This is a genomic window from Bacillus sp. BS3(2021) (assembly GCF_021043345.1).
Taxonomy (GTDB): domain Bacteria; phylum Bacillota; class Bacilli; order Bacillales; family Bacillaceae; genus Bacillus; species Bacillus paralicheniformis.
In genome coordinates this window covers 741044-764781 of record NZ_JAJNDM010000001.1, presented here as the reverse complement: position 1 = coordinate 764781, position 23738 = coordinate 741044, and the positions used below count along the sequence as shown (strand labels likewise).

The window sequence follows — 23738 nt, the reverse complement described above, 5'->3', positions numbered from 1 at the left end:
GGGTAAAATAAAGGTGTGTTAATTACATATTAAAAACGAACATGGGAGAGGAGAATGAATGGTGAACAAGGTTCGCACAGGAATATTAGGATACGGTTTGTCAGGTTCGGTGTTTCATGCGCCTTTATTATCTGTGTTAGAAGATTTTGAGATTCGAAAGGTGATGACTTCAAGAAAAGAACAAGTCAAACAAGACCTCCCCGAAACAGAAGCCGTCAGCTCGATCGAAGACATCACAAATGACCCTGACATTGATCTCGTCGTCGTGACCACGCCGAGCGGCCTTCATTACGAAATGGCGAAAGAGTGCATCCGCGCCGGAAAGCATGTCGTCCTGGAAAAACCGATGACGGCAACAGCGGAAGAAGCTGAAAAGCTCATCAATGCCGCGAAAGAAAAAGGGGTGCTTCTCAGCGTCTACCACAACCGAAGATGGGATAACGACTTTTTGACGATCAAACAGCTCATCAAAGAAGGGCGCCTCGGAGAGGTTAACACATTCCACGCCTCCTACGACCGGTTCCGGCCGAATGTCAGACAGCGCTGGAGAGAGCAGAAAGGACCGGGCTCAGGCGCACTGTACGATTTGGGTTCACACCTGATCGATCAGGCGCTTCATTTATTCGGCATGCCAAACAGTGTCACCGCTCAAGTGACCGCTCAAAGAGCCAATGCGGAAACAGACGATTACTTCCATGTCGTCCTTCACTATGATCAGCGCCAAGTGATTCTCCACTCGGGTTCGATTGTTCCGGCCAACGGTCCCCGCTACCAAATCCACGGTTCAAAAGGAAGCTTTATTAAGTATGGTATCGACGGCCAGGAGGATGCACTCAGAGCGGGTCAAAAACCTGCAGGCGATGAGTGGGGAGCCGATCAACCCAAATATTACGGGGAACTGGCCACAGTCGAAGGTGACGAGGTCATTAAGGAAACAGTGGAAAGCATCCCGGGTTCATACTTAACCTATTACAAGCAGCTTGCTTCAAGTATTCTTGAAGGCGGCAGCCTGCCTGTCACGGCGGAAGAAGGACGCGACGTCATCCGAATTATAGAAGCCGCTCAAAAAAGCAGCGAAACGAATCAAACGGTGTTCTTACACAAATAAAATAAAACCGCGGATCACGTCCGCGGTTTTTTCAAAAGGTCCGGCCCAATTCTTTGGCGCGGGCAATTGCATTTCGTTTAATTTCTTCGGCTTTATCCGGCTCTGCATTATGCCCTTCTATAAATAAACCTTCAAATTCCGGCACTCCGAAAAACTGCATCATGATGCTGATATAGCGGTGCCCCATCTCAAGTTCCGCAGCCGGCCCTTCTGAATAGTAGCCGCCTCTCGCCTGAATGTGCAGGGCTTTTTTATCGGTTAACAGCCCGATCGGTCCCTGTTCGGTATATTTAAACGTCTTTCCCGCTACAGCGACCGCATCAAAGTACGCTTTCATCACCGGCGGAAAAGAGAAATTCCAAAGCGGCGTGACAAACACGTATTTGTCTCCCGCGATAAATTGCTCGCTCAGCTCATTCAAACGGCCGACTTTTGCCTTTTCGTTTTCAGAAAGCTGTTCAAATCCCGATCCCGACTGCAATTTTCCCCAGCCGCTGAAAACATCCGCATCAATCTGCGGAATGTTCTCCTTGTAAAGATCAAGATGTATGACTTCATCATCCGGATGAGCTTCTTTGTAAGATTCGATAAAAGCTTTTCCCGCCGCCATGCTGTATGATGCCCTTTCGTCATGCGGGTGAGCGGTAATGTAAAGGGTTTTTGTCATCTCTTTTGCTACCTGCCTTTTTGTATTGTTATTGGATAGTATGGGACGTTTTCAGGCAAATATTCAGAAAAACTCGGCTTATGCTGGAATCATCCACCGGTCCAAAAACGTATAGCCGGGAATAGCTCGCAGACAGGATGCAAACTTCCCATACGGAAGTTTTACGACGCAGTTTGCACATATTGCTGATCGCCTGTTTCGCATTTTTGCACTAGCGGCTGGATCAAAAGCGTTAATTGATACTTTCGTTCAGCAGTCTGATCGCCTGCAAATACTTTCATTCTGCTTGCAATTCACGAATAAAAAAAGGAACGCCTCGATTTTTCAGGTCAAGGCGTTCCTCCATTCAAAACGAAAGCAGGCTCCCTTGCAGGAGCAATGCCATTTCTTAGATCTTGCGGCATCTTCGTTTTTTAGATGATACTTTTATATACAGCTTTTATGACTGCGCTGTATGCCCCTCTTCTTCCAGCTTTTCGAGTCTCTCTTGCACCTCTTTTTCTGAAAGGCCGTGCTCTTTGATATACAGGTTGCGCGGATGAACCCGGCACTCGTGCGTGCAGCCCCGCAAATAGCGGTGTTCATTTTCTTCAGAGCAGATGATCTGCTTGTTGCATTCAGGGTTGGCGCAGTTGACATAGCGCTCGCAAGGCTCGCCGGTGAAATAATCCTTGCCGACGATGACATGCTCTTTCTGGTTGACCGGAACGCTGATTCTTTCATCGAAAACATAGCACTGCCCGTCCCACAGTTCACCTTGAACTTCAGGGTCTTTTCCATACGTCACAATCCCGCCGTGAAGCTGGGACACGTCTTCAAATCCTTCTTTTTTCAGCCATCCCGAAAATTTTTCGCAGCGGATACCGCCCGTGCAGTAAGTCAATATTTTCTTGCCTTCGAGCTTTTCTTTGTTATCACGGATCCATTCAGGCAATTCGCGGAACGCCTTAATGTCCGGTCTGACCGCGCCGCGGAAATGTCCCAAATCGTACTCATAGTCGTTCCGTGCGTCGACGACAATCGTATCTTCCCGCTGCATCGCCTCATAAAATTCTTTTGGCTCAAGGTATTTTCCCGTTAATTCATTCGGATCGATATCATCTTCCAGACGGAGCGTCACAAGCTCATCGCGATGGCGGACATGCATTTTTTTGAAAGCGTGCCCTTCTGATTCATCGATTTTAAACACCATATCTTCAAAGCGGGGATCGTTTTTCATTTCACTCATATAGCGGTCTGTCTGCTCTACAGTTCCTGACACGGTTCCGTTTATTCCTTCACCCGCCACAAGGATGCGCCCTTTCAGGCCCAAATCTTTGCAGAACTTGAGGTGATCTTCGGCAAATTGCTCGGGGTTGTCGATATGAACATATTTATAATACAACAATACTCGGTATTGATTTTTCATGATATCTTACCACCTATCTGATGCATGTTTTTATAGGAGAAAAAATGGAATATCCATCCATTTATTTTATCAAACCTTTGTTCATATTAAAACAAATCATCACCATGATTTCAATGAAGCTGCTTGAACATTCCCTTAATCAAATGCTAGAAATTTTAACACTTCCGGCCGTTTTATGCAAGCAAAACAACTCAGGTTAAAGGACTTTCAGCAATTCTGTTATAAACTCCCAAAACCCAGGAACTTCTTGACATAAAAGCATCTCCGCTTTTTCGCAAATTTTCATCTTCAGCTCCTGTTCAAGATCCTCCCTCTCTTGATAGGATGTGTTGTTTAATTTGCTTTTGATCATCGGCGTGAAATTTTCCAGCAATTTCTCAATCTCTTTTTCGTCGTGCAGACTCACTGTTATCATTCCCCTCTGCTTTAGAATTCAGCAGCTCTCTTATCTTTTCGAGTGCCCTTTTATGAATTCTTGAAATATTTTGCCTTGATTCTCCCAAAGAGTCAGCCATTTCCTGCATGGATACCCCGTGAATGTAAATTTGCGCAAGCACTTTTTTCTGCTTGTCCGTCAATTGCAAAAACGCTTCATAAAGCATCGGGTCTTGCAGATGTTCACTTAAATCCTCTTCCTGTTCCAAGACATCGTCTAACAGGTCCCCTCGGGGCGGCTCGGGCAAAGTCGGACTGTCGTCGATCATCAATGGAAAACGCTCTCGATTTTTCCGGACTCTTTTATCAAAGTCGACGGAGAAAATCCGGATCATCGAGTTGATGTATTTGATCATGCGGATGTTTTTGTAAAACCGCTTAAATTCGCGATCGAGACACTCTGCCTCTTCAGAATCCGGATGTTCCAAAACGTGGTTGAAAAGCCGCTCATACCGGGGGTTGCTCAAAAAATGCTTCACAAGCGGATGCCCTGTGATTTCCTTGATTTTCGCACGCAGTAACGTTTGATCAATCATAAAAACCGCCTCCTATTTATTTAGATGAAAGAAATGTAAAAAAAGTAAACTCATCTCTTCTTATTAACATGCAAACATAAGTTCCCATTCAGAGAAAATAGTTCTTTGCTTACATTTTTCAGACTTTCTTCACTTCTTAACATAGGAGGTGGTAAGAATGGACAGTGCATTCATTGAGGAAGCAGCGAAACAAATCGGCAATGTCGGCTTTCCAGCTGTATTGGCAATTTACCTGCTGACGCGTTTTGAAAAGAAAATCGATGAACTTATCGAATTGATCAAAGAAAAAAGTGACACCGATGATTGACATCGGCCTCACTTTTTTCACTTAACATGACAGAAGGGGAAAACGAAAGGCCTTTCAGCTCTCCTTTACATTTTGAGAAAGAGGGGATATCACATGGAAAAAAACAAATCAATTCCACAGCCGATCAGAGGAGAAAAAGGAGCGGAAACGAAAATTCCGCATAACGTTGAGCGCGATCGCCAAAATCCGGACATGCTTGCGCCGCCGGAAACCGACCACGGAACGGTGTCAAACATGAAATTTTCATTTTCCGATGTCCATAACCGACTCGAAAAAGGCGGATATGCACGGGAAGTCACCGTTCGCGAGCTGCCGATTTCAGACAAGCTTGCCTCTGTCAACATGAGGCTGAAACCTGGAGCCATCAGGGAACTTCACTGGCATAAGGAAGCCGAATGGGCATATATGCTGTACGGAAAAGCACGGATTACGTCTGTTGACCAAGACGGCAGAAACTTTATTGAAGATGTGAAAGAAGGAGATCTCTGGTACTTCCCGTCAGGTCTGCCGCATTCAATCCAAGCGCTTGAAGACGGCTGCGAATTCCTGCTCGTCTTCGATGACGGCTCTTTCTCTGAAAACAGCACCTTCCAGGTGACAGATTGGCTGGCCCATACGCCTGATGAGGTAATTGCCGCAAACTTCGGCATTTCAAAAGACGTCGTAGCATCTCTTCCAGATAAAGAAAAGTATATTTTCCAAGAAGTGATCCCTGGATGTCTTGAGAAAGACAAAGTCGAAAGCCCGAACGGAACGGTGCCTCAATCTTTCAGCTACAATTTGCTTGAACAGGAACCGATCGTATCTAGCGGCGGTAAAGTATGGATTGCCGATTCCACGAATTTCAAAGCGTCGAAAACAATCGCTTCTGCGCTGGTGGAAGTCGAACCTGGAGGCATCCGGGAGCTGCACTGGCATCCGAATACAGACGAATGGCAGTATTATATTTCCGGACAAGCGAAAATGACCGTTTTCGCGTCCGACGGGCATGCCAGAACATTTAACTACCAGGCCGGAGATGTCGGCTATGTGCCGTTTGCAATGGGACACTACGTCCAAAATACAGGAGACGAACCGCTTCGCTTCCTCGAAATCTTCAAAGACGACCACTATGCTGACGTTTCGTTAAACCAATGGCTCGCGCTCGTTCCGGAAGAGCTTGTCCGCCAGCACCTCGACGTCGGCAGCGAGTTTACAAACATGCTCTCTAAAGAAAAGCATCCGGTCGTGAAATTTGATAAGAAATAACCAGCCAGGCTTGCAGGAGACATATCCTGCAGGCCTTCGGCTGCTGTGTACATATTTAAAAGGAGTTGTATCATGAAACATTTCGTTATTTGCTGCTTATCGGTAATGTTCGTTTTTTTCGCCCACTTTCTCGGCATTTCGATCCTGTTTCATCTGCCGGGCGCATTTTATCAAACAGTCGGGTCCCTGCTTTTGTTTACGCTTTGTTATACCGCACTGACCTTTGTCCTGGAACCGGCTGAAAAGCTGCTCATCCACAGTATGAAGCTGCTGGGCATCAATCGGCGGATCACGTTTTTTGCAGCCGAAATGCTCACGATCGGATGTTTATGGGCCGCGATTTTTACAGCGGACGAATTGCTGGACGACGTTCTGCTGACCTCTTCGGCGGAAATCATGATTGCCGTTTCGTTTTTTACCATTGATAAAATCCTTTATCCACGGCAGAGGTCCGGTTCGCTCTTATATTGAGAATCCACTGTGCAGGAGAATGTTATATAATGGATTTCAAGTAATCAAAAGGAGGTTTTCGTTCTTGTATAAGGTACGTTTTAGACCCGACATGTCGATCAAAGAAATCGGCGAACAGGTGCAAAGCTATGTCGCCGCCAATTGGAAACAAACGCTTGACGATCATCGCGAAGCGCTTTTAAAGGTGTTTCCCGAATTGGAAGACGCGACTTACGGCGTCTACTTGGACCACCTGCTGCCTCCTGTATTTGAAAGTCTCGAACAGTCCGGCTTTACAACGATTCAAGATGCGGGAAAAGGCGATTTTTTCATCGGAAAAGGCTTAAACTTTAGACAGTCCATGGAAAAATGGGGAGCTGACGACTGCCGCTCACGGGTGTTTTGGGCTGTCATCTCCGATCAGCAAGAAAAGCCTGCCGGGACGCTGCTCTTTGACTTTTTTCACTCTCACGCCGGGTTTGACGTGCCTCTTTCTCCGAAGATTTACACATTGGAGGAAACAGAGAGAGACAGAATTGTCGCTCACGTGAAACAGATAAAGGAAAACTAGCTGATAGCGACCCACAACATCATAAGCTGCAACCGCTGGGTAACCCCGCGGTTTTTTTAATGCAGCACAAGGAATATTTTTGCAACCAATCAAACCACACATTCGTTATGTATAAGACCACCAACATCTTACATAAGGGAGAAAATCATGAGAACTTTCGAAATATTATTAACACTCCTGTCTTTTGTCATGCTGTTTCAGCAAAAAATGCCGAGAAAGCTTGCGGCGGCAGCCGGATTTGCGAGTATTGGCGTGTTGGCGGGACAGCTTTTTTTTGAGGGATACAGATGGCAAATGGTTTTGATCTATCTGATCTCCGCCGCCCTCGCCTTTATCGCGATCTTCGGTAAAAGGCTTCAAATCAAGATGTGGAAGCCGCTGAAATATGGCTTGTATGTTCTAACATTCGCCATGCTGGCAATCTCCGTCTTCCTGTCTGTATACCTGCCCGTCTTCGATTTGCCTAAGCCTGACGGCGCTTATTCTGTCGGGACGAAGACGTTTCATTTGACCGACCGCGACAGAGAAGAAACGCTGACAAAAAATCCGCACGATAAAAGAGAACTGATGATCCAAGTATGGTACCCCGCCCAAGGTTTGCATGGACAGAAACGGGCACCTCTCTTTCCCGAAGACGCAAGCACATTTCACGAATATATCGAGAAGTTCGCAGATGGATTCGGTCTTCCCCCGTTTGCTTTGGACTATTGGCGCTACATCAAAACAAACTCATACGAAAACGTTGCGATCTCATCAGCTGAAGCCCGATATCCAGTCGTCGTAATCAGCCACGGCTTCGGAACAAGCCGGCTGCTGCACGCTTCCCAAGCCGAACATCTGGCAAGCCATGGATTTGTCGCAGTGGCGATCGATCATACGTACAGTACGATGGCAACGGCTTTTCCAGACGGACAGATGACAGGCTTAACAACCGAGCGATATATGAACGGAGTTTCCGAAAACAGCAGCAAGCTCGGGGACATTTGGACGCAGGACGCCGACTTTGTCATCAACCAGTTGGATCAGCTGAATCGCGATGCCTTTAAGGGAAAACTCGATATGGACAACATCGGGATGATGGGTCACTCATTCGGCGGCGCCACGGCGTTTAACGCCGCATATTCAAATCCCAAAATTAAAGCCGGAATCAACATGGACGGTTCACTGTACAATGTCAACGGCAAGCAGGCGATTTCAAAGCCGTTTCTATTCATGGAATCGAGCAGCTTTATGAACATTAAAGACAAGGCGCTCAGCGGAAAAATTTCTGATGAAGAAATCAAAAATTCGGGTTTAACGAAAGAAGAATTCAACAAGATGATTGAGGAACGAAAAAAGGAATACAAAATCATTGATCAAGCGTCAATGGTGTATATTGAAGGAACGGAGCATTACAACTTCACCGACTTGCAGCTTTATTCAAAACTTTTGAAGCAGCTCGGCATGACGGGCGACATCGACGGCGAACGAAGCGCGGATATCGTGAACCGGTACGTTTTGGATTTTTTCAACAAGCATTTAAAAGAAACCGGCAGCGGCTTGATCAGCAAGCCGAATCCGTCATATCCGGAGGTGAAGTTTCCGAAGGAATAAACCGAAAACGACAGAAAGGGTGCCGACAGCGGCACCCTCTTTGTCTCATTAACAGATACACCCTGGATTGCGAGAACTAAATATTTTTCGTATGCCTTTTCACTAAATAGCCGCTAAGCTCGGCATATCGGAACTGTGCAGCTTGTAACTCCGCTTCATGCGCGGCGTCGTTAATATTAGCGGAGGTTAGCGACAAATGTTGTCACACTCTGAGCCGGAAGATGCGCCCAAAAATGATTGTCTGTTACATTGAGATTCGTTCCAGGTTGAAGGTTGCTGCTGCTGCTCGTGATCCATCTGGATACTTGAGAAACAGATCCATTCTGCAGAACGAAGTTTTGGTTAACCCCTGAGTTGTTTTTATTAATGGCAACTATAACGACTTTGTTGTCACCTTTATAGGCAGATACGTAAACGTTTGAAGCGGGGCTCTTTGTCGCATCAACCCTGACATAACCGGGACGGACAAACTTCGAGAAATGAGCCATATTGTAACCGCGCTTGCTGATCGTACCGTCTTCTTTCATAGGACCGTATGATCTGCGGATGTACCACCATACATAAGCCTGAAAATCTCCCTCTACCATCGAATTGTGAATATGGTGCGAAACATCCAATGCCTCAGGCCAGCGGTCCGCAGAATTATTGTCACTGTTCGGATAATATACTTCCGTCATCCAAAGATCTTTTCCTGCTCCTTTTTGTTTGAACAGTGGATAAGCGAAATTGTTAAGCTGTGTACCATAAAGATGAGCGCCAAGAATATCCATATTGGCAAGCGCCTTCGGATCATTCAAAATCGGATCCGATATATTTTTTAAGTATTGAAACGACTCAGGCGCGATGACACGGGCATTAATCGAGCCGGCGTTCTCTTTCATAAAGCGAAGTATTTCTTGCGGTGTCCACCACGTCCAGTCGTGTGCGTAATCAGGCTCGTTTTGGACGGAAATCGCATACAGATTCACGCCATTATTTTTCATGAAGGTAACAAAGTCGTTAAGATGCTTCGCGTATGCGGCGTACTTATCGTATCTCAGCCGTTTAGCCGATGTGTCTCCATTCCGATTGAAAGTCTCAACCATATCGCTTGGCGGATTCCAGGGAGAAGCAAAAACGATTGCTCCGTGTTTGATCGCACTCTTTGCCGTCTCCACTTCTCTGTACCAATTGTTTCTATTTTCATCAACATGAATTCTTAAAATTGAAAAGCCTAACTGATTCTGTCCATTGCCAAAAGCGGTTTCTCTTTGAGCTGCTGTAAGATCCCCGATCCAAGCCGGGTGATTCATCCCTCCAAAACCGCGAATCACTTGTTTTTCTGCAGATAGACGAACTGTTGCGTCACTGGCTGCTGAAACTTCAGCAGCGGCAGGCCCGGTTAACATGAGCGACAGCATCGTTACATATGCCAACAATACACAAATTAATTTTTTCACATGCTTTCATCCTCTCATTGTTGTGGTATATGAAAACCCTTCTGAGACCACCTTTTTGCTGTTACCGGTGCTCATTTTGTGTAAACTGCCAGTAATCAAAATTAAACAAGTTGCCTGAACTGTTTCCGGTAAATACAAAATAGACGTTGTGAACACCGGTTGCGCCGCTCACAGTGGTTTCTATTTCTCTCCAAGTCTGCGCTCCGCCTGTGGAAGGTACATTCAGAGTTCCCACAAGCTTACCTGTTACACTGTCGAGACGGACTTCAATTTTACCGCCTGCAGTGGAAGCGACATTGGCTTTAAATGTCCTCGCTCCGCGCGTGCCGAAGTCAGCATTTCCTACAGCAATCCAGTCTCCGTTATGAATGCTTGTGACGTTTTGATTATTTTCCGGTCCGCCGCGTGCTGAGGATTTCTCCGTCAAAATGCGTCCATTCCAGGCAAACGTTTCAGCTTCTACCCGGTTATACGGATTCAAATTGGCAAGCTGAGACACTCCCCTATAATTTGCCGCCACCTCTTGAATGGACCCGTCTGCAAGATGGACCAGCTTATTGATATGGGGAGAACGGTATCCTTTGCCGGCTCCGAACAAAGCGAAACTGACAGTTTGAGCATGGTACACCACATACCACTCGTTTTTAAAATTGAAAACAGCATGATGGTTGTTTCCGCCAGCCCCGAAGAATGCACCCGGATTTTTCAGGAAATGCCCTCTATACGTAAAGGGCCCCATGGGACTTGAGCTGGTCATGTAGCCGATTTCACCCGGTGGTATATTGGCCGGGTGCGCACCGCTGAAATTGATGCAATAGGAATAGTAATATTTTCCGTTATGTTTATGAATTCCCGAGTCTTCAAACATGAAAGGCGCATCAATCACAGACGCGCTTCCAACAACGCTCGTCATATCGGTCCCCAATTTTATGACTCGTGCTGTTTTAGGATTTGCCCATTGCTCCTGCGTTGGATTTGAACCTCCAGGGATGCCTCCGCCGGCATACAGATAACCGGTGCCGTCGTCATCTACGAACACTGCCGGATCAAATAGCCAAACAACGCCTGACATTCCCGGTGTACTTGTTGTAACCAACGCTTTTCCGATCGGATCTGTCCACGGCCCGGTCGGGCTGTCTGCGGTGAGGACCCCGATACCTCCGCCGCCGTTTGCAAAGTAAAGGAAGAATTTATCCTTACCATTTATCTTTTTAACTGCGACTGACGGGGCCCAGGACGCGCCTGCCCATTTCGCAATCCCCCGGCCGCCATTAGCCCCGTTGGCACCTGCCACCGGAATGGCTCCGTGATCTGTCCAGTTCACCATATCCGCTGAAGAGATGACGAACACTTTGTTCAAATTGGCAAATGAATTATCCTTAATCGTTCCGTTGCTGTTATATTCATAATCGTCACTGGACATATAGATGTAGACTCTTCCGTTATAGGTCAGCGCAAAGGGATCCGCTCCTAAATGATGGTCTATAAGCGGGTTAGAATTCCCTACATGTTTTGCAATGGTTGTGCTGGCAGCAAGTACAGATTTCCCAGGTATACAGCTCATGAATAGCACAAGAACCAATAAACATGCACCGCACTTCATTTTCATGACCAACATCCTCCTTTTATCTATAAAATCAAGCGAGTTGCCGATTTTTCCGGCAGAAGCCCCTGTCTTTGGAAAGTGCGATCCGGCTTTGGGGCGATTTCTAATCTTGAAGCAGCTTCTTTCATAGCTCTATTCCTTCGCGAAGCCGGGCCTAGCCCTCTTCCGGAAGAACGCGTTCAGCAACCGCAATAACCTGACCGGTGATTTATCTGCCGGCGCTTTGCTCTTCTTTCTCCGCATCCCCTCCTGTAGTTCATATTTAATAACCGTTTTGCATAAGCGTTGATCATACAAACTTTTACATTTAGCACCTTCAAAAACTTACCATAATTTTTTAAGCATATTAAGTGTCTTTTATCATTTCTTTTTTGCACATCTAAAAATTAATTCTTATGAACTAATTTCATTTCAATTAAAAGAAAAAAGGACAAAGGTTTGTTTTGTAAACTGTTGGCGTAGAGGTGATTCATAATCGCGGAAAGAAAAAGGAGCAGAAGAACATCTGCAGGCGACTAAGCACAGATATTGCAATTATTAAAGGGCGGCGACTTGACAAGCGAGCTGAATCCGGAGGAATGACCGAAAAGCTGAGTGCCGCTGAGGAAAGCGGCAACCTCTTATAATCAGGAGAAAATAAAGAAAAGACTTAAAGCAATCGCAGTCTGAACAAGCGAAATCAAAGCCAAGTGTCCAAACGGAGTCTAGGCTTTTTTAATGTATGTATCATAAATGAAATTAACAATAAAAAAGCAAACGTATCCTATTAGTGATTCAATGATGAGCATAGTAGACCTCCTTTTGGTCAGTTCTTTCGAATGTATATATAACTAAAGTTCGACATCATGCCCTCTGATCCTTTTTTAGCGATTACACGGTGCCTCGGCCATGCCAACTCCAATGAAAAAAAAGCCAATTTCTGCGAATAAATGAGACTTTATGCTAAAATTAAAGGAAAACGTTGAGGTGCAGTAAACTTATGATCCAACACAGTGTCTTTCTTGAGGGAGAATATACATTACAGGATATGAAATCTTTCTTTTTTTATTGGCTTAAAAAATACGCATTCCTTTATTTTATTCTTATTTTTCTATTGTTTGTCTGGGTGTTTTCCGTCGATGGGAAGATGCCGATTACCGTCTATCATAGTGAAACACTCGAATTGCTGTTGAATGGCCTTCTCATTATTGTACTTTCAATAATATTAACCTCACTTTTAATTGGTTTTTTTTATATACGGATGCAAATTGTCTATCGAAAAAATGAACGGTTAAAACGTAAAAGAACTTACACTATCAATCCACAAGGAATTCAGATTCAATTTAAGAATTCCGATACGTTGTTTCAATGGTATGAAGTGACAGCAGTAACAGAATATAAACGTCTCATCCTCATGAAAACGTCAAGCAGCCAGATGATTTTGATACCGAAGCGCTTTTTCATATTTGAAAATGAACTTCATTCTTTCAGAGAGCTTGTGACTACATATGGGCAGGCCAAAAAATTAAAATTGCAATCATAAGAAGAAGGATTTCTCCTTTTTTGTATTTCCATGTTCATTACATAAAAATGAGCAGTGATTGTAACAAAATGTATTAAAGGAGAATGCCATGAAGACTCTGGATGTTCAGGCGTTGCACAATGCAATTGATCAAACGCTGGAACAATTAAAACAACAATCAGACGAATTCGCTAAAGTTAAAAAAAGCTCAAGAGTTGCTTGATAAATACGCTGACACGGGAGATTTCCCAAGAAAGGAAAGTTGTTGACTTTGGCCAAAAAATAGGTAAAGCATATGACATGAAAACCGGAAAATATATTGTAACTACCAGAGGAAATACATTATTCAAAAGACGGTGCTCATATAGTTCCTATAAAAACCATTAGAACCATAAGAAAAGGATTGATACTTATGGAATATAACTCTTTAATAAAAACATTAGATGAATATGGTGGTAGAGAACTGCGATTAGAATGAGAAAATGGATTAAAAATAATCGGTAATCCAGACACACTTTACGAAACAGATAATGGATTAGAGGATAAAGATATCAATTACACAGAATATTATGCAGTTGCCTTTAGAGTGAATCACATTATATCCCACCTTACTAAAAACGAAGGCAGTGTATATGATTGGTTAAGTCAAGGGGAGGAAAGCTCCTTGGTTGAGATCTCTCTTTATGATAATCCACCGAATAAAATTTTAGTGGGTGGTCAGACAGTATGGGAATTGGACAGTAATAAATAACTATAGACAAATTAGAAATTATAAAAACTGAGCCCTCGTGAAAGAGGGCCTTTTTGTATTAATTCAATAGTGATCAAGTTTTACCTTTTTCGGCGGCTCGTAAATGCCGTCAGAAGAAAACCTGTGCATCAGTTGGAACCGTTTGACCGCATTCGTTGTTTTCGGCACGTAAAAGCCATCAATGCCGTCCTTGAATTTTCTCATGGCATGAGCCCGACGTATTCATTAAGCCGTTCACCGCTCTTATACAAACATCAAAAAATCCCAAAAAAACAAAAAAACCACCATCATATGTATGGTGGAGACGGTGGGAGTCGAACCCACGTCCAGAAACGTCGATTGCTTCAGCGTCTACGAGCGTAGCCCTGCATATTTAGTTTCGCTCATCTTCGTGCCTGCGGGCAGGCCCTCGGAGAGCTAGTCTGATAAGTCTCTTCCTGCGCTCTCAGACGGGAGCGCAAGCGTAGCCTACTTCGTTATGGGCTCTTAACCGGCACATAGGCGATGCGGGCAAGAGCTCGCTGCGCTAATTAGGCAGCTAGTGCTAAGTTCTGGTTAGATTTGCCAGTTATATTTAGGTGCGTTTTTACGAGATCGCCTCTCGGCTCGCAACTCAAGCTCGATCCGTCCCTGTCGAATCCGTAACGTCCCCTTGGATGAAAAGGAAGTCGGATAACTGGCTGCATCACTATTATAACAAGATCACGCGTCAATTCCAAATGGTAATGTCTGTGATCACGTTCATATAGGATAACATGGGTTCCGGCTTTAGATCAAGCCTTTTTGCCTGTCGCGGAATGCTCTTTCGATTTCGCGTTTGGCGTCTTTGCGCTTTAAGTCCTCGCGTTTGTCGAATTTCTTCTTCCCTTTTCCGAGTCCGAGCAGCACTTTCGCAAAACCGTTCTTCAAATAAATCTTGAGCGGTACGAGCGAGTATCCCTGCTCTTTCGTCAAACCGATCAATTTGTTGATCTGCTTGCGGTGCATCAAAAGCTTTCTCGTCCGCAACGGATCATGGTTGTAGCGGTTCCCCTGCTCATACGGGCTGATGTGCATATTGTGAAGGAACACTTCCCCGCGCTCAATTTTAGCGAACGCGTCCTTTAAATTCACCCGTCCGGCGCGAATGGACTTGATTTCCGTACCTTGAAGCACGATGCCTGTTTCGTATGTTTCTTCTATAAAATAATCGTGATTTGCTTTTTTATTTTGGGAAACAACCTTCCCTTCTCCCTTTGGCATACGGCAACCTCCTCCCGCCTTCAATCTCACATTCAAAAGGGCGGCGAATACGTATTATTCTATCAAATGAACGTTCGCCTTACAATTTCGCCGCCCTTTTTTTGACGTGTGCCGTCTATTTTTTCTTTTTCTTGCGTTTTTGTTTCGGCGCATTTTGAAAACCGCGTTTTTTCTTTACTTTTTTCTTTTTCGGCTTGGTGAACCATTCCCCTTTGTCAGCCGATGGAGCATCCTTTTTAGGACCCTTTTTCTGTTTTGGCTCCGGTTTCTGCCGGCGGCGGGAGCCTTTCATGCCGACGATTTCAAAATCGATGTTCCGCTCGTCTTTATTGACGTCAACGACGCGGACCGTAATCTCATCGCCGATCCGGTAGACGTTGCCCGTACGCTCGCCGATCATGGCATAGTGCTGTTCATCATAACGGTAAAAATCGTCCGTCATAAAGCTGACGTGGACAAGCCCTTCGATCGTGTTCGGCAGCTCGACAAACATGCCGAAGTTCGTAACGGAACTGATCACACCGTCAAATTCTTCACCGATCTTATCCAGCATAAATTCGGTTTTTTTCAGATCATCCGTTTCCCGCTCGGCATCTACGGCATTGCGTTCCATATTTGACGTATGCTCGGCGATCTCAGGCAGTTTTTCGGCCCATTTCTCCCTTGTCGCTTCGTCTGTCTTGCCCTGAATCAAATACGTCCTGATCAGCCTGTGGACGATCAAGTCAGGGTAGCGGCGAATCGGTGACGTGAAATGGGTGTAGAATTCAGTCGACAAGCCGAAGTGTCCGAGGCTTTGCGGATCGTATTTCGCCTGCTTCATCGATCTGAGCATAACCGTTGAAATTACGGCTTCTTCAGGACGATCCCTGACTTCTTCAAGCACGCTTTGCAGCGCTTTCGGATGGATGCTTCCGGCCGTCCCTTTGACGACATAGCCGAATGTCGTAACGAACTCAAGAAATCTCTGGAGCTTTTCTTGATCCGGATCTTCGTGAATCCGATAAATAAACGGAACATTCATCCAATGAAAGTGCTCGGCGACCGTTTCATTGGCGACAAGCATAAATTCTTCGATCAGCTTTTCTGCTGTCGACCGTTCTCTCAAGACGACGTCCTTCGCTTTTCCTTCTTCGTCGACGAGTACCTTCGCTTCCTTAAAGTCAAAGTCGACGGCACCGCGTTCCATCCGCTTGCCGCGCAGAATCGCAGCCAAGTCTTCCATGTCTTTGAACATCGGGACAAGCGCCTCATATTTCTGCTTCAGCTCTTCATCGTCATCGACTAAAATCTTGTTCACGTCAGAATAAGTCATCCGCTCGGTCGTTTTAATGACACTTTGAAAAATTTCGTGTTCGACGACTTGCCCTTGAGGATTAATGAGCATTTCGCACGACAAAGTCAGCCGGTCAACCTTCGGATTTAAAGAGCAGATTCCATTCGACAGCCTGTGCGGGATCATCGGAATCACCCGGTCGACAAGATAGACGCTCGTGCCGCGTTCATATGCTTCCTGGTCAATCGGAGACCCTTCTGTGACATAATGGCTGACATCGGCAATGTGGACGCCGAGTTTATAATGGCCGTTTTTGAGTTTTGTGACGGTAACGGCATCATCCAAGTCTTTGGCATCTGCGCCGTCGATCGTGACGATCGTTTGATCGCGCAGATCCCGTCTGCCTTCAAGATCTTTTTCATCGATTGTATCAGGCGTATTGCCGGCTTGTTCCATCGCCTCAGCCGGAAAGTCTCCCGGGAGGCCATGTTTATGAATGATGGAAAGGATATCGATGCCGGGGTCGTTTTTGTGGCCGAGAATCTCGATAACTTCCCCTTCCGCACTCATCCGGCCTTCAGGATAGCTTGTCAGGCGGACGACGACTTTGTGCCCCTCGACGGCGCCGTTTTTGGCGTGCTTCGGAATAAAGATGTCATTCGTGATTTTTTTATCGTCGGGAATGACGAAGCCGAAGTTTTTCGTCTCTGTATACGTGCCGACAATCTTCTGAACGTTGCGCTCAATGATGCGGATGATGGCTCCTTCTTTTTTTGTACCTCCGGACTCCGTACTCAGGCGGACAAGCACGGTATCTCCGTTCATTGCCGTATTCAGCTCAGACGGCGGAATGAAGACATCGTCAAGCGAGGAATCTTCGGGGAGAACAAACGCGAAGCCTTTCGCGTGCGCCGACACCTTCCCTTTGATCAAATTCATTTTTTCGGGCAAACCGTAGCGGTTGCTTCTCGTTCTGACGACCAGCCCTTTTTCTTCAAGGGTTACAAGAGCTTTGACAAGCTCTTTGTATTCGTCCGAATCGGTGATTTCCAGCATCTCTTCCAGTTCCTGAACTGTAAGAGGTTTATACGCTTCTTCTTTCATAAAGGAGAGAAGCTTATCCATAAATTCTTCTTTTTCCACTAACCAGACCTCCTTATGTCTGCCAATCCAGCGTTTCTAAAAATTGATACACATCCTTGTGCAGTGCTTCGCGTTCTTTATCCAATGTGATGGCATGACCGGATTCTTCATACCATTTCAGCTGCTTATCATCCGTTTCAACTTCATTGTAGATGATGTTCGCGCTGTCCGTATTAATCATATGATCGTGGCGCGCCTGCACGACAAATGTAGGCGAATAGATCATGTCCACATGCTCTCTGACATCGGCAATCAAATCCTGCAGTGCTTTCAACGTGTTCATCGGCGTTTTTTTGAATTCTTCCATCTCAGCGTCAATCTGTTCCGCTGCCTTGCCTTCAAATTTCTTATAATTGCGTGCATACTCAAGCACACCCTCGTACATCGTCTCTTCGCTTTTGATATACATCGGCGCGCACATTGGAACAATTCCCTTTATGGGTACAGTGTAACCCAATTTCAATGAAAAAACCCCTCCGAGAGACAGACCGCAAGCGGCGATTTGTTCATACCCTTCCGATTTCAAATATTCATACCCGTTCATGACGTCTTTCCACCAGTCTTCCGGCCCTGTAGAAAGAAGTTCTTCCGGAGGCACGCCGTGGCCTTTATATTGGGGCGCATGGCATGTGTAGCCTTTTTCATTCAAATATCTTCCGAGCATTCTCACGTCCGCCGTGTTGCCGGTAAATCCGTGCAGCAGCAGGACTGCTTTTTTTCCGCCTTTAAATGTGAAAGGTTGTGGTTTGACGATTTTCATGATTCACTGTCTCCTTTTCATATGTATTCTTCCACGTTTAGTCTTGAAACAAACTTTATCAATCGGCCGGTCTCTTCATACAAAGACCTGCAAATAGGAAAAAGGCCTGACTTGAACATCAGACCTCATGCTTCATTGTCTTATACAAAGTAAGCAAGCGCAATCGTTAAGAAAAAGAAAAGCACGGTTAAAACGACCGTCATCCGGTGGAGAATCAAATCAAGTCCTCTTGCTTTCTGCTTTCCGAAAAGCTGCTCGGCTCCGCCGGAAATTGCGCCTGATAATCCGGCGCTTTTGCCGGATTGCAGTAAAACGACAACGATCAGTACGATACTTACAATCACTAATAAGACCGTTAAAAATGCGGCCATAACCTACACCTCCAGACAAACTGGCTGACAATAGTTTTATTTTACATGAAAAGCAAGCGCATGTCACGAGCGTTTCGAACAGCTTTTTTTATTTTTTCCCAGCGCCTGAATAAGGTATACAAAAAAAGGAGCGGCTATGCTCCCTATCAGGCGGAATATGTAATCATTTTTCTGACAAGGCCGCCATCATATCTTCCAGCAGCATTTCTGCTCCCCTTGGGCTGAGTACGATTTTGCCGCCCGCATACGTTTTATTTTTGGTGGTGATGTCGCCGGTCATCAAGCATGCCATGTTGGCGGCGTATTTTGTCAAAATGATGTTTTCTCCGTCGGTGTATATTTCGAGCGGGTCCTTTTCATTGATATTCAGCACCCTGCGCATTTCGACCGGGAGAACGACTCTGCCGAGCTCATCGATTCTCCGGACAATTCCTGTATTTTTCACGTTTGAAAAGCCTCCTTTTTTCCTTTGTTTATTGACTTTTGTCAACATCTTTATAATAAAAGAGATCTTCAAATTTTTTGTTGAAATACTGAATCATCTTTCCGATCACAAGCTGTCCGGGCCTCCTTTCGCCATTTAAAACTCTGCTCAGAGTCGCCGGGGATACGCCGATTTCAATGGCAAGCTGATTTAAGGAGAGATTGTGTTCAATCATATACTGGAGAACAAAATCTCTTTTGATATGAATCTTTTTTACCATGATTACTCCCCTTTCTAATCTCTTATGTTTCTTTTTGTCTATATTGAACATAAACGATTTGTTAACTTTTGTCAATACTTTTATCATCCATATGTTTCCTATAGGCAATATTCGTACTAAAATATTTTATAATAAGAGATTGCGAGGTTTTGGCCATGACGAACTTTGGATACCATTTACGACAATTAAGGGAACGGAAAAAACTGACCGTCAATCAGCTGGCAATGTATTCCGGCGTCAGTTCGGCCGGCATTTCGCGAATTGAAAACGGAAAGCGCGGCGTGCCGAAGCCGGCGACGATCAGAAAACTGGCGGACGCTTTGAAAGTCCCGTATGAGGAACTGATGGCATCCGCAGGCTATATCAGCGCATCTACAGTCCAGGAAGCGAGAAGCAGCTACGATTCCATTTACGACATCGTTTCACAGTACGATTTAGAGGATCTTTCTCTGTTTGACAGCGAAAAGTGGAAGGTGCTCTCAAAGAAAGACATAGAAAACCTGGACAAATATTTCGACTTTCTCGTGCAGGAAGCAAGCAGCCGAAACAAAAACTGAATACCTTCTCCGCAGCGCACGCCCCCCTTTTTATCATTTTCGTCTGTTTTCGACCCTGCTGTTATTTTATCCCTTATGTTAACTTTTGTCAATATTTTTCCTGTTTAAGTATTTCCTTTAGTCAACATTTGTATTAAACTGTTTATATCATGAATTTGCGGGGGAGATGGCGATGACAATGTTCGGCGAACAACTCAAAGAGCTGAGGGAACAAAGAAGCCTGTCTGTTAATCAGCTTGCTATGTATGCCGGTGTGAGCGCCGCTGCCATTTCCAGAATCGAAAACGGCCACCGCGGCGTTCCAAAGCCCGCGACGATCAGAAAATTGGCTGATGCTCTGAAAATGCCGTACGAGCAGCTCATGGATATTGCCGGTTATATGAGGGCTGACGAGATTCGCGAACAGCCGCGCGGCTATGTCACGATGCAGGACATCGCGGCCAAGCATGGCGTCGAAGATCTGTGGCTGTTTGAGCCCGGAAAATGGGACTGCTTGTCCCGCGAAGACCTGCTTAACCTCGAACAGTACTTTCATTTTTTGGTCAATGAAGCGAAAAAACGCCAATCATAAAAAGCCGAATTTCTCTTTAGCAGAAATTCGGCTTTTTTCGGCTGCCATTTAAGCGGCATCAGGATTCGGCGTCTTGCCTTTATGATGCTTAACGGGGCTCAGCGCACGTTCAAGCCATCCCATGAACAGATCGGCGATGATCGCCATCAGTGCCGTCGGGATCGCGCCTGCCAGAATGATCGCTGTTCCGTTGGTCGCGTTTGACCCCCTGACAATGATGTCCCCGAGGCCGCCAGCGCCGACAAACGTGCCGATGGCCGTGATGCCGATCGCGATGACGAGCGCGGTTCTGAGCCCTGCCATAATGACCGACAAAGCGAGCGGAAGCTCCACCATCCGGAGCACTTGAAATTTCGTCATGCCCATCGCCTTCCCTGATTCAAGGTAGGCGTGCTCAATGCTGACGATTCCCGTATATGTGTTTCGAATAATCGGCAAAAGCGAATACAAAAACAATGATAGAATCACCGTGTTGGCGCCGAGTCCCATGACTAGCATCAAGACGGCGAGCATCGCAAGCGCCGGAATCGTTTGAATGACATTGGTGATGGAAAAGACCCATTTGCTGATCTTCCGGTATCTGGCGATGAAAATACCAACAGGGATGCCGACGACGGCGGCGAATAATACGCCGTATGCCGACATTAAAAAGTGTCGGTAAAATTCCCCCAGCACATAGCTCCCGTTTTGCGCATAATACGTCCAAAGCTGCTGCAGCACTTCCATTTGTCAGCCCCTCCTTTTACTCAAAATAATTGTGCTTCTTTAAAAATTCGGCCGCGACGACAGAAGGCTCTTTCAGTTTTCCATCAACTTCGTAATTGAGCTCCTGCATCGTTTCGGTATCGATTTTTCCGATCAGTTTATTGATGGTCTCTTTAAGCTCTGGATGTTCCTTCAGCACTTTTTCCGGCACGACCGGCGAACAGTCATACGGCGGGAAAAAGCGTTTATCGTCTTTTAACAGCTTTAAATCATAGGCTTTGATCCTGCCGTCCGTTGAATAGGCAAGAACGATATCCATTTTGCCGTTTTTGACGGCGTCATAAACGAGTCCGATCTGCATTGGAAAGGTCGAGCCGAATGAAAATCCGTATTCCTGTTTAAATCCCGGATATCCGTCGCCTTTTCGTTTCAGCCAGGCATTGTCAACGCCAAGCTTCAGTTTATCCGCGTCTTTTTTCAGATCGGATATGGTTTCATAGTTCCCTTTTTCAGCGAGTTCTTTCGTGACTGTAAAGGCGTACGTATTGTCAAATCCGTAAGAATCAAACCATTTGTAGTTGAATTTCTTTTTAAAGTCCTGCTGTACGATGTGAAGCGCTTTTTCCGGGTCTTTCTCCGCTTCCCTTCCAAGCGTGCTTGTCAGATCTGTTCCCGAATAGCGCGTCGCTGAAATGTCGATGTCTCCGCCGAGCATGGCCTGGTGCTGCACATAGTTTGAGCCGAGGTTTTTGACAAGCACCGTATTGAGATCTGTATCATGCTCGATCAAAAGCGAGATCATATTGGCAAGAATTTCGGATTCGGTCAGGTTTTGCGCCCCGATTTTGATCGTTTTATCGGAAGCCCCGCCAAGACCCGGCAGCGCACAGCCGCTGATCAAAAGCAAGAAGACCAGCATGACGGCGCCGAGCCGTCTCAATTTTTTTGTTTGCATAAGAGCCAACTCCTTATGATACTTCCTTCATCCCTTTTAATCCTTGGGGCGTGACTTTGTCTTCGGTTTTCGACAGCATATAGTCGATCACAATGGCCAGTATCGTAACCGGCACCGCTCCGGCGATAATGTACTCAGGCTGGTACAGGTTGAGCCCGATAAAAATATAGTCGCCGAGTCCGCCGCCGCCGATAAAAGCCGCGAGCGTCGCCCAGCCGATTAAGTAAACGGTGGAAGTCCGGATGCCTGCCATGATCACCGGCACCGACAGCGGCAGTTCGATCAGGCGGATTTGTTCCCATGCAGTCATACCGATTCCCTTTCCTGATTCAAGCAAATTTTGATTCACGCCTTTTACGCCCGTGTAAGTGTTTCTCAGAATCGGTAGGACTGAATAGAAAAACAGCGCGACAATCGCCGGAATCTTTCCCACTCCGAGGAGCGGAATAAAAAACGCCAGAATCGCCAAACTCGGCAGCGTTTGAATGATATTAACAATTCCAATCACGACGCCGGCCCCTTTTTTCATTCTCGTTAAAACGACACCGAGCGGAACCGCGATAATGATGCCGAGCAGCACCGCAAAAATGGATATATATAAGTGCTCCCATGTTTTATAAAGCATTTCCCCGCCGTTGTTCTGGAGAAATTGGACGATCTGATTCATGATTGATGCACCTCCCTACATTTAACGTTGGACAAGGGTTTCTTCATCTCCCCAAATCGAGTCGTACACGATGTCGACAAGGTTTGCCCTTGTGACAATTCCGACAAGGCGCCCTTCTTCATCAAGAACGGGAACATATTTGAATCCTCTTTTCAAAATTTTTCGGACGGTATCTCTGATGAGCGTGCCTTTTTGAACGGAGTAGACATTCTCATTGACAACCTCTCCGACCGTGACGGCTTTTTTCCGGTATTGATCGATGATTTCAACATCGATATATCCTTTTAAGACATTGCGTTCGTCCACAACAAGCAGTGAATCGACGCGGCGCTCCCTCATCACTTGAATCGCTTCAGTCAGGTTTTTTTCACTCGTAATCGTGACCGGATTCGGATTCATCACTTGTTCGACATGCTCGATGTCAGGACGGGACTGAAGAAGCCGTTCTTTTCCGATGAACTCCTCAACGAATTCATCCGCCGGATTCCGCAAAATGTCGTCAGGCGTTCCGACTTGAACAATCTCGCCGGCACGAAGAATCACAATTCTGTCGGCAAGCTTGATCGCTTCATCCATATCGTGGGTCACAAAGACAATCGTTTTGTCCAGCGATTTCTGCAGCTTTTTGAACTCTTCCTGAAGCGAATCACGGGTGATCGGGTCCAGCGCTCCGAACGGTTCATCCATTAAAATGAGGGGCGGCTCTGCCGCAAGCGCCCGCAGCACGCCGATTCTCTGCTGCTGTCCGCCGCTTAGTTCATGAGGATAGCGGTTCAAATATTCCGGCCCCATATCAACGAGCTGAAGCAGTTCCTCCGCCCGCTTCTTCCGCTTTTCTTCCGGCCATTTCAAAAGCCTTGGAACAAGCGTGATATTCTGCTGAATCGTCATATGGGGAAAGAGTCCGATTTGCTGAATGACATAGCCGATTTTCCGGCGCAGCTCCACCGGGTCCTGATCCATTATGTTTTCTCCGTCGATGTAAATGCTTCCTGAAGTCGGTTCAATTAAACGGTTGATCATTTTCATCGTCGTTGTCTTCCCGCAGCCGCTCGGTCCGATAAAGACGATAAATTCACCTTTTGCTATATCAAGATCAATGTTCTTGACCGCTTTTTTTCCGCCTTTATAAACCTTCGATACATTTTCTAGCTTCAGCAAAACGCA

25 protein-coding genes, 1 other RNA gene and 3 pseudogenes are annotated in these 23738 nt (G+C 45.9%); 11 read left to right on the top strand and 18 right to left on the bottom strand.

What is annotated here, in order from left to right; all coding sequences use genetic code 11:
- Positions 1-58: 58 nt before the first annotated feature.
- Positions 59-1108 (top strand): oxidoreductase, encoded by a 1050-nt coding sequence (locus LQ247_RS03755; protein WP_144497801.1) that lies wholly within the window; start codon positions 59-61, stop codon positions 1106-1108.
- Between the two features lie 31 nt (positions 1109-1139).
- On the opposite strand, the gene LQ247_RS03750 is transcribed toward LQ247_RS03755, so the two are convergent.
- From LQ247_RS03750 to LQ247_RS03735, 4 genes are all read right to left on the bottom strand, one after another.
- Positions 1140-1775 (bottom strand): FMN-dependent NADH-azoreductase, encoded by a 636-nt coding sequence (locus LQ247_RS03750; RefSeq protein ID WP_144497802.1) that lies wholly within the window; start codon positions 1773-1775, stop codon positions 1140-1142.
- 439 nt (positions 1776-2214) lie between these two features.
- Positions 2215-3183, bottom strand: a complete 969-nt coding sequence (trhO, locus tag LQ247_RS03745; RefSeq protein ID WP_144497803.1) for an oxygen-dependent tRNA uridine(34) hydroxylase TrhO — start codon at positions 3181-3183, stop codon at positions 2215-2217.
- A 196-nt stretch (positions 3184-3379) separates the two neighbouring features.
- Positions 3380-3598, bottom strand: a complete 219-nt coding sequence (rsoA, locus tag LQ247_RS03740; protein ID WP_031305046.1) for a sigma-O factor regulator RsoA — start codon at positions 3596-3598, stop codon at positions 3380-3382.
- Entirely contained in the window at positions 3561-4154 is a 594-nt protein-coding gene (locus LQ247_RS03735; protein WP_020452972.1) for a sigma-70 family RNA polymerase sigma factor, read from the bottom strand. The genes rsoA and LQ247_RS03735 overlap by 38 nt, the downstream gene beginning before the upstream one ends.
- A 157-nt stretch (positions 4155-4311) precedes the next feature.
- Here LQ247_RS03735 and LQ247_RS03730 point away from each other — a divergent pair, with 157 nt between their 5' ends.
- The 5 genes from LQ247_RS03730 to LQ247_RS03710 all read left to right on the top strand — a co-directional run bounded on the left by LQ247_RS03730 (position 4312) and on the right by LQ247_RS03710 (position 8323).
- Positions 4312-4461 carry a YvrJ family protein gene (locus LQ247_RS03730; RefSeq protein ID WP_020452973.1) on the top strand — a complete coding sequence of 50 codons (150 nt, stop codon included), beginning with the start codon at positions 4312-4314 and terminating at the stop codon, positions 4459-4461.
- Between the two features lie 93 nt (positions 4462-4554).
- Complete coding sequence (locus LQ247_RS03725; RefSeq protein ID WP_020452974.1) at positions 4555-5709, top strand: oxalate decarboxylase family bicupin; 1155 nt, start codon at positions 4555-4557, stop codon at positions 5707-5709.
- 72 nt (positions 5710-5781) lie between these two features.
- Positions 5782-6180, top strand: coding sequence for a YrvL family regulatory protein (locus tag LQ247_RS03720; protein WP_025810753.1), 399 nt, complete (start codon positions 5782-5784; stop codon positions 6178-6180).
- 64 nt (positions 6181-6244) lie between these two features.
- Positions 6245-6730, top strand: coding sequence for a DUF6022 family protein (locus LQ247_RS03715; protein WP_023856306.1), 486 nt, complete (start codon positions 6245-6247; stop codon positions 6728-6730).
- Positions 6731-6877: 147 nt separating this feature from the next.
- Positions 6878-8323 (top strand): alpha/beta fold hydrolase, encoded by a 1446-nt coding sequence (locus LQ247_RS03710; RefSeq protein ID WP_231005582.1) that lies wholly within the window; start codon positions 6878-6880, stop codon positions 8321-8323.
- Positions 8324-8499: 176 nt separating this feature from the next.
- On the opposite strand, the gene LQ247_RS03705 is transcribed toward LQ247_RS03710, so the two are convergent.
- Positions 8500-9723 carry a glucuronoxylanase gene (locus LQ247_RS03705; protein WP_025810751.1) on the bottom strand — a complete coding sequence of 408 codons (1224 nt, stop codon included), beginning with the start codon at positions 9721-9723 and terminating at the stop codon, positions 8500-8502.
- A gap of 100 nt (positions 9724-9823) precedes the next feature.
- A complete protein-coding gene (locus tag LQ247_RS03700; protein WP_231005580.1) occupies positions 9824-11371 on the bottom strand; it encodes a glycoside hydrolase family 43 protein in 1548 nt (515 codons plus the stop codon).
- Between the two features lie 976 nt (positions 11372-12347).
- On the opposite strand from LQ247_RS03700, the gene LQ247_RS22160 reads away from it, so the two are divergent.
- The 3 genes and pseudogenes from LQ247_RS22160 (at position 12348) to LQ247_RS03680 (ending at position 13620) form a co-directional block, all read left to right on the top strand.
- Positions 12348-12890 (top strand): YcxB family protein, encoded by a 543-nt coding sequence (locus LQ247_RS22160; protein ID WP_144497804.1) that lies wholly within the window; start codon positions 12348-12350, stop codon positions 12888-12890.
- An 88-nt stretch (positions 12891-12978) separates the two neighbouring features.
- Positions 12979-13077, top strand: a pseudogene (locus tag LQ247_RS03690) (T7SS effector LXG polymorphic toxin); the annotation flags it as partial.
- A gap of 204 nt (positions 13078-13281) precedes the next feature.
- A pseudogene (locus LQ247_RS03680) lies at positions 13282-13620 on the top strand (hypothetical protein).
- Between the two features lie 63 nt (positions 13621-13683).
- Here LQ247_RS03680 and LQ247_RS03675 read toward each other — a convergent pair.
- The 8 genes and pseudogenes from LQ247_RS03675 to LQ247_RS03640 all read right to left on the bottom strand — a co-directional run.
- Positions 13684-13809, bottom strand: a pseudogene (locus LQ247_RS03675) (peptidoglycan-binding domain-containing protein); the annotation flags it as partial.
- Positions 13810-13916: 107 nt separating this feature from the next.
- Positions 13917-14272: a transfer-messenger RNA gene (gene ssrA, locus LQ247_RS03670) on the bottom strand.
- A 116-nt stretch (positions 14273-14388) separates the two neighbouring features.
- Positions 14389-14862: an SsrA-binding protein SmpB gene (gene smpB / locus LQ247_RS03665; protein ID WP_009329604.1), complete on the bottom strand. Its 474-nt coding sequence runs from the start codon at positions 14860-14862 to the stop codon at positions 14389-14391.
- 115 nt (positions 14863-14977) lie between these two features.
- Entirely contained in the window at positions 14978-17281 is a 2304-nt protein-coding gene (gene rnr / locus LQ247_RS03660) for a ribonuclease R (RefSeq protein ID WP_144497806.1), read from the bottom strand.
- A gap of 13 nt (positions 17282-17294) precedes the next feature.
- Positions 17295-18041 carry an alpha/beta hydrolase gene (locus LQ247_RS03655; RefSeq protein WP_020452984.1) on the bottom strand — a complete coding sequence of 249 codons (747 nt, stop codon included), beginning with the start codon at positions 18039-18041 and terminating at the stop codon, positions 17295-17297.
- A gap of 140 nt (positions 18042-18181) precedes the next feature.
- Positions 18182-18412: a preprotein translocase subunit SecG gene (gene secG / locus LQ247_RS03650; protein ID WP_003185418.1), complete on the bottom strand. Its 231-nt coding sequence runs from the start codon at positions 18410-18412 to the stop codon at positions 18182-18184.
- A 163-nt stretch (positions 18413-18575) separates the two neighbouring features.
- Positions 18576-18857 (bottom strand): AbrB/MazE/SpoVT family DNA-binding domain-containing protein, encoded by a 282-nt coding sequence (locus LQ247_RS03645; protein ID WP_020452985.1) that lies wholly within the window; start codon positions 18855-18857, stop codon positions 18576-18578.
- 28 nt (positions 18858-18885) lie between these two features.
- A complete protein-coding gene (locus LQ247_RS03640; RefSeq protein ID WP_085959538.1) occupies positions 18886-19119 on the bottom strand; it encodes a helix-turn-helix domain-containing protein in 234 nt (77 codons plus the stop codon).
- 152 nt (positions 19120-19271) lie between these two features.
- Between LQ247_RS03640 and LQ247_RS03635 the strand changes: the two genes are divergently transcribed.
- Both LQ247_RS03635 and LQ247_RS03630 read left to right on the top strand, forming a co-directional pair.
- Positions 19272-19673, top strand: coding sequence for a transcriptional regulator (locus LQ247_RS03635; RefSeq protein WP_020452987.1), 402 nt, complete (start codon positions 19272-19274; stop codon positions 19671-19673).
- A gap of 172 nt (positions 19674-19845) precedes the next feature.
- Entirely contained in the window at positions 19846-20244 is a 399-nt protein-coding gene (locus LQ247_RS03630) for a helix-turn-helix domain-containing protein (RefSeq protein ID WP_224066730.1), read from the top strand.
- Positions 20245-20292: 48 nt separating this feature from the next.
- On the opposite strand, the gene LQ247_RS03625 is transcribed toward LQ247_RS03630, so the two are convergent.
- The 4 genes from LQ247_RS03625 to LQ247_RS03610 are packed head-to-tail and all read right to left on the bottom strand — an operon-like array spanning position 20293 to position 23732.
- Positions 20293-20970, bottom strand: a complete 678-nt coding sequence (locus LQ247_RS03625) for an ABC transporter permease (RefSeq protein WP_020452989.1) — start codon at positions 20968-20970, stop codon at positions 20293-20295.
- A gap of 16 nt (positions 20971-20986) precedes the next feature.
- Positions 20987-21904 (bottom strand): osmoprotectant ABC transporter substrate-binding lipoprotein OpuCC, encoded by a 918-nt coding sequence (gene opuCC, locus LQ247_RS03620; RefSeq protein WP_103750129.1) that lies wholly within the window; start codon positions 21902-21904, stop codon positions 20987-20989.
- A gap of 13 nt (positions 21905-21917) precedes the next feature.
- Positions 21918-22571, bottom strand: a complete 654-nt coding sequence (locus LQ247_RS03615; RefSeq protein ID WP_020452991.1) for an ABC transporter permease — start codon at positions 22569-22571, stop codon at positions 21918-21920.
- Between the two features lie 21 nt (positions 22572-22592).
- On the bottom strand, positions 22593-23732 hold the full coding sequence (locus LQ247_RS03610) for a betaine/proline/choline family ABC transporter ATP-binding protein (protein ID WP_020452992.1): 1140 nt from the start codon (positions 23730-23732) through the stop codon (positions 22593-22595).
- Positions 23733-23738: the final 6 nt, after the last annotated feature.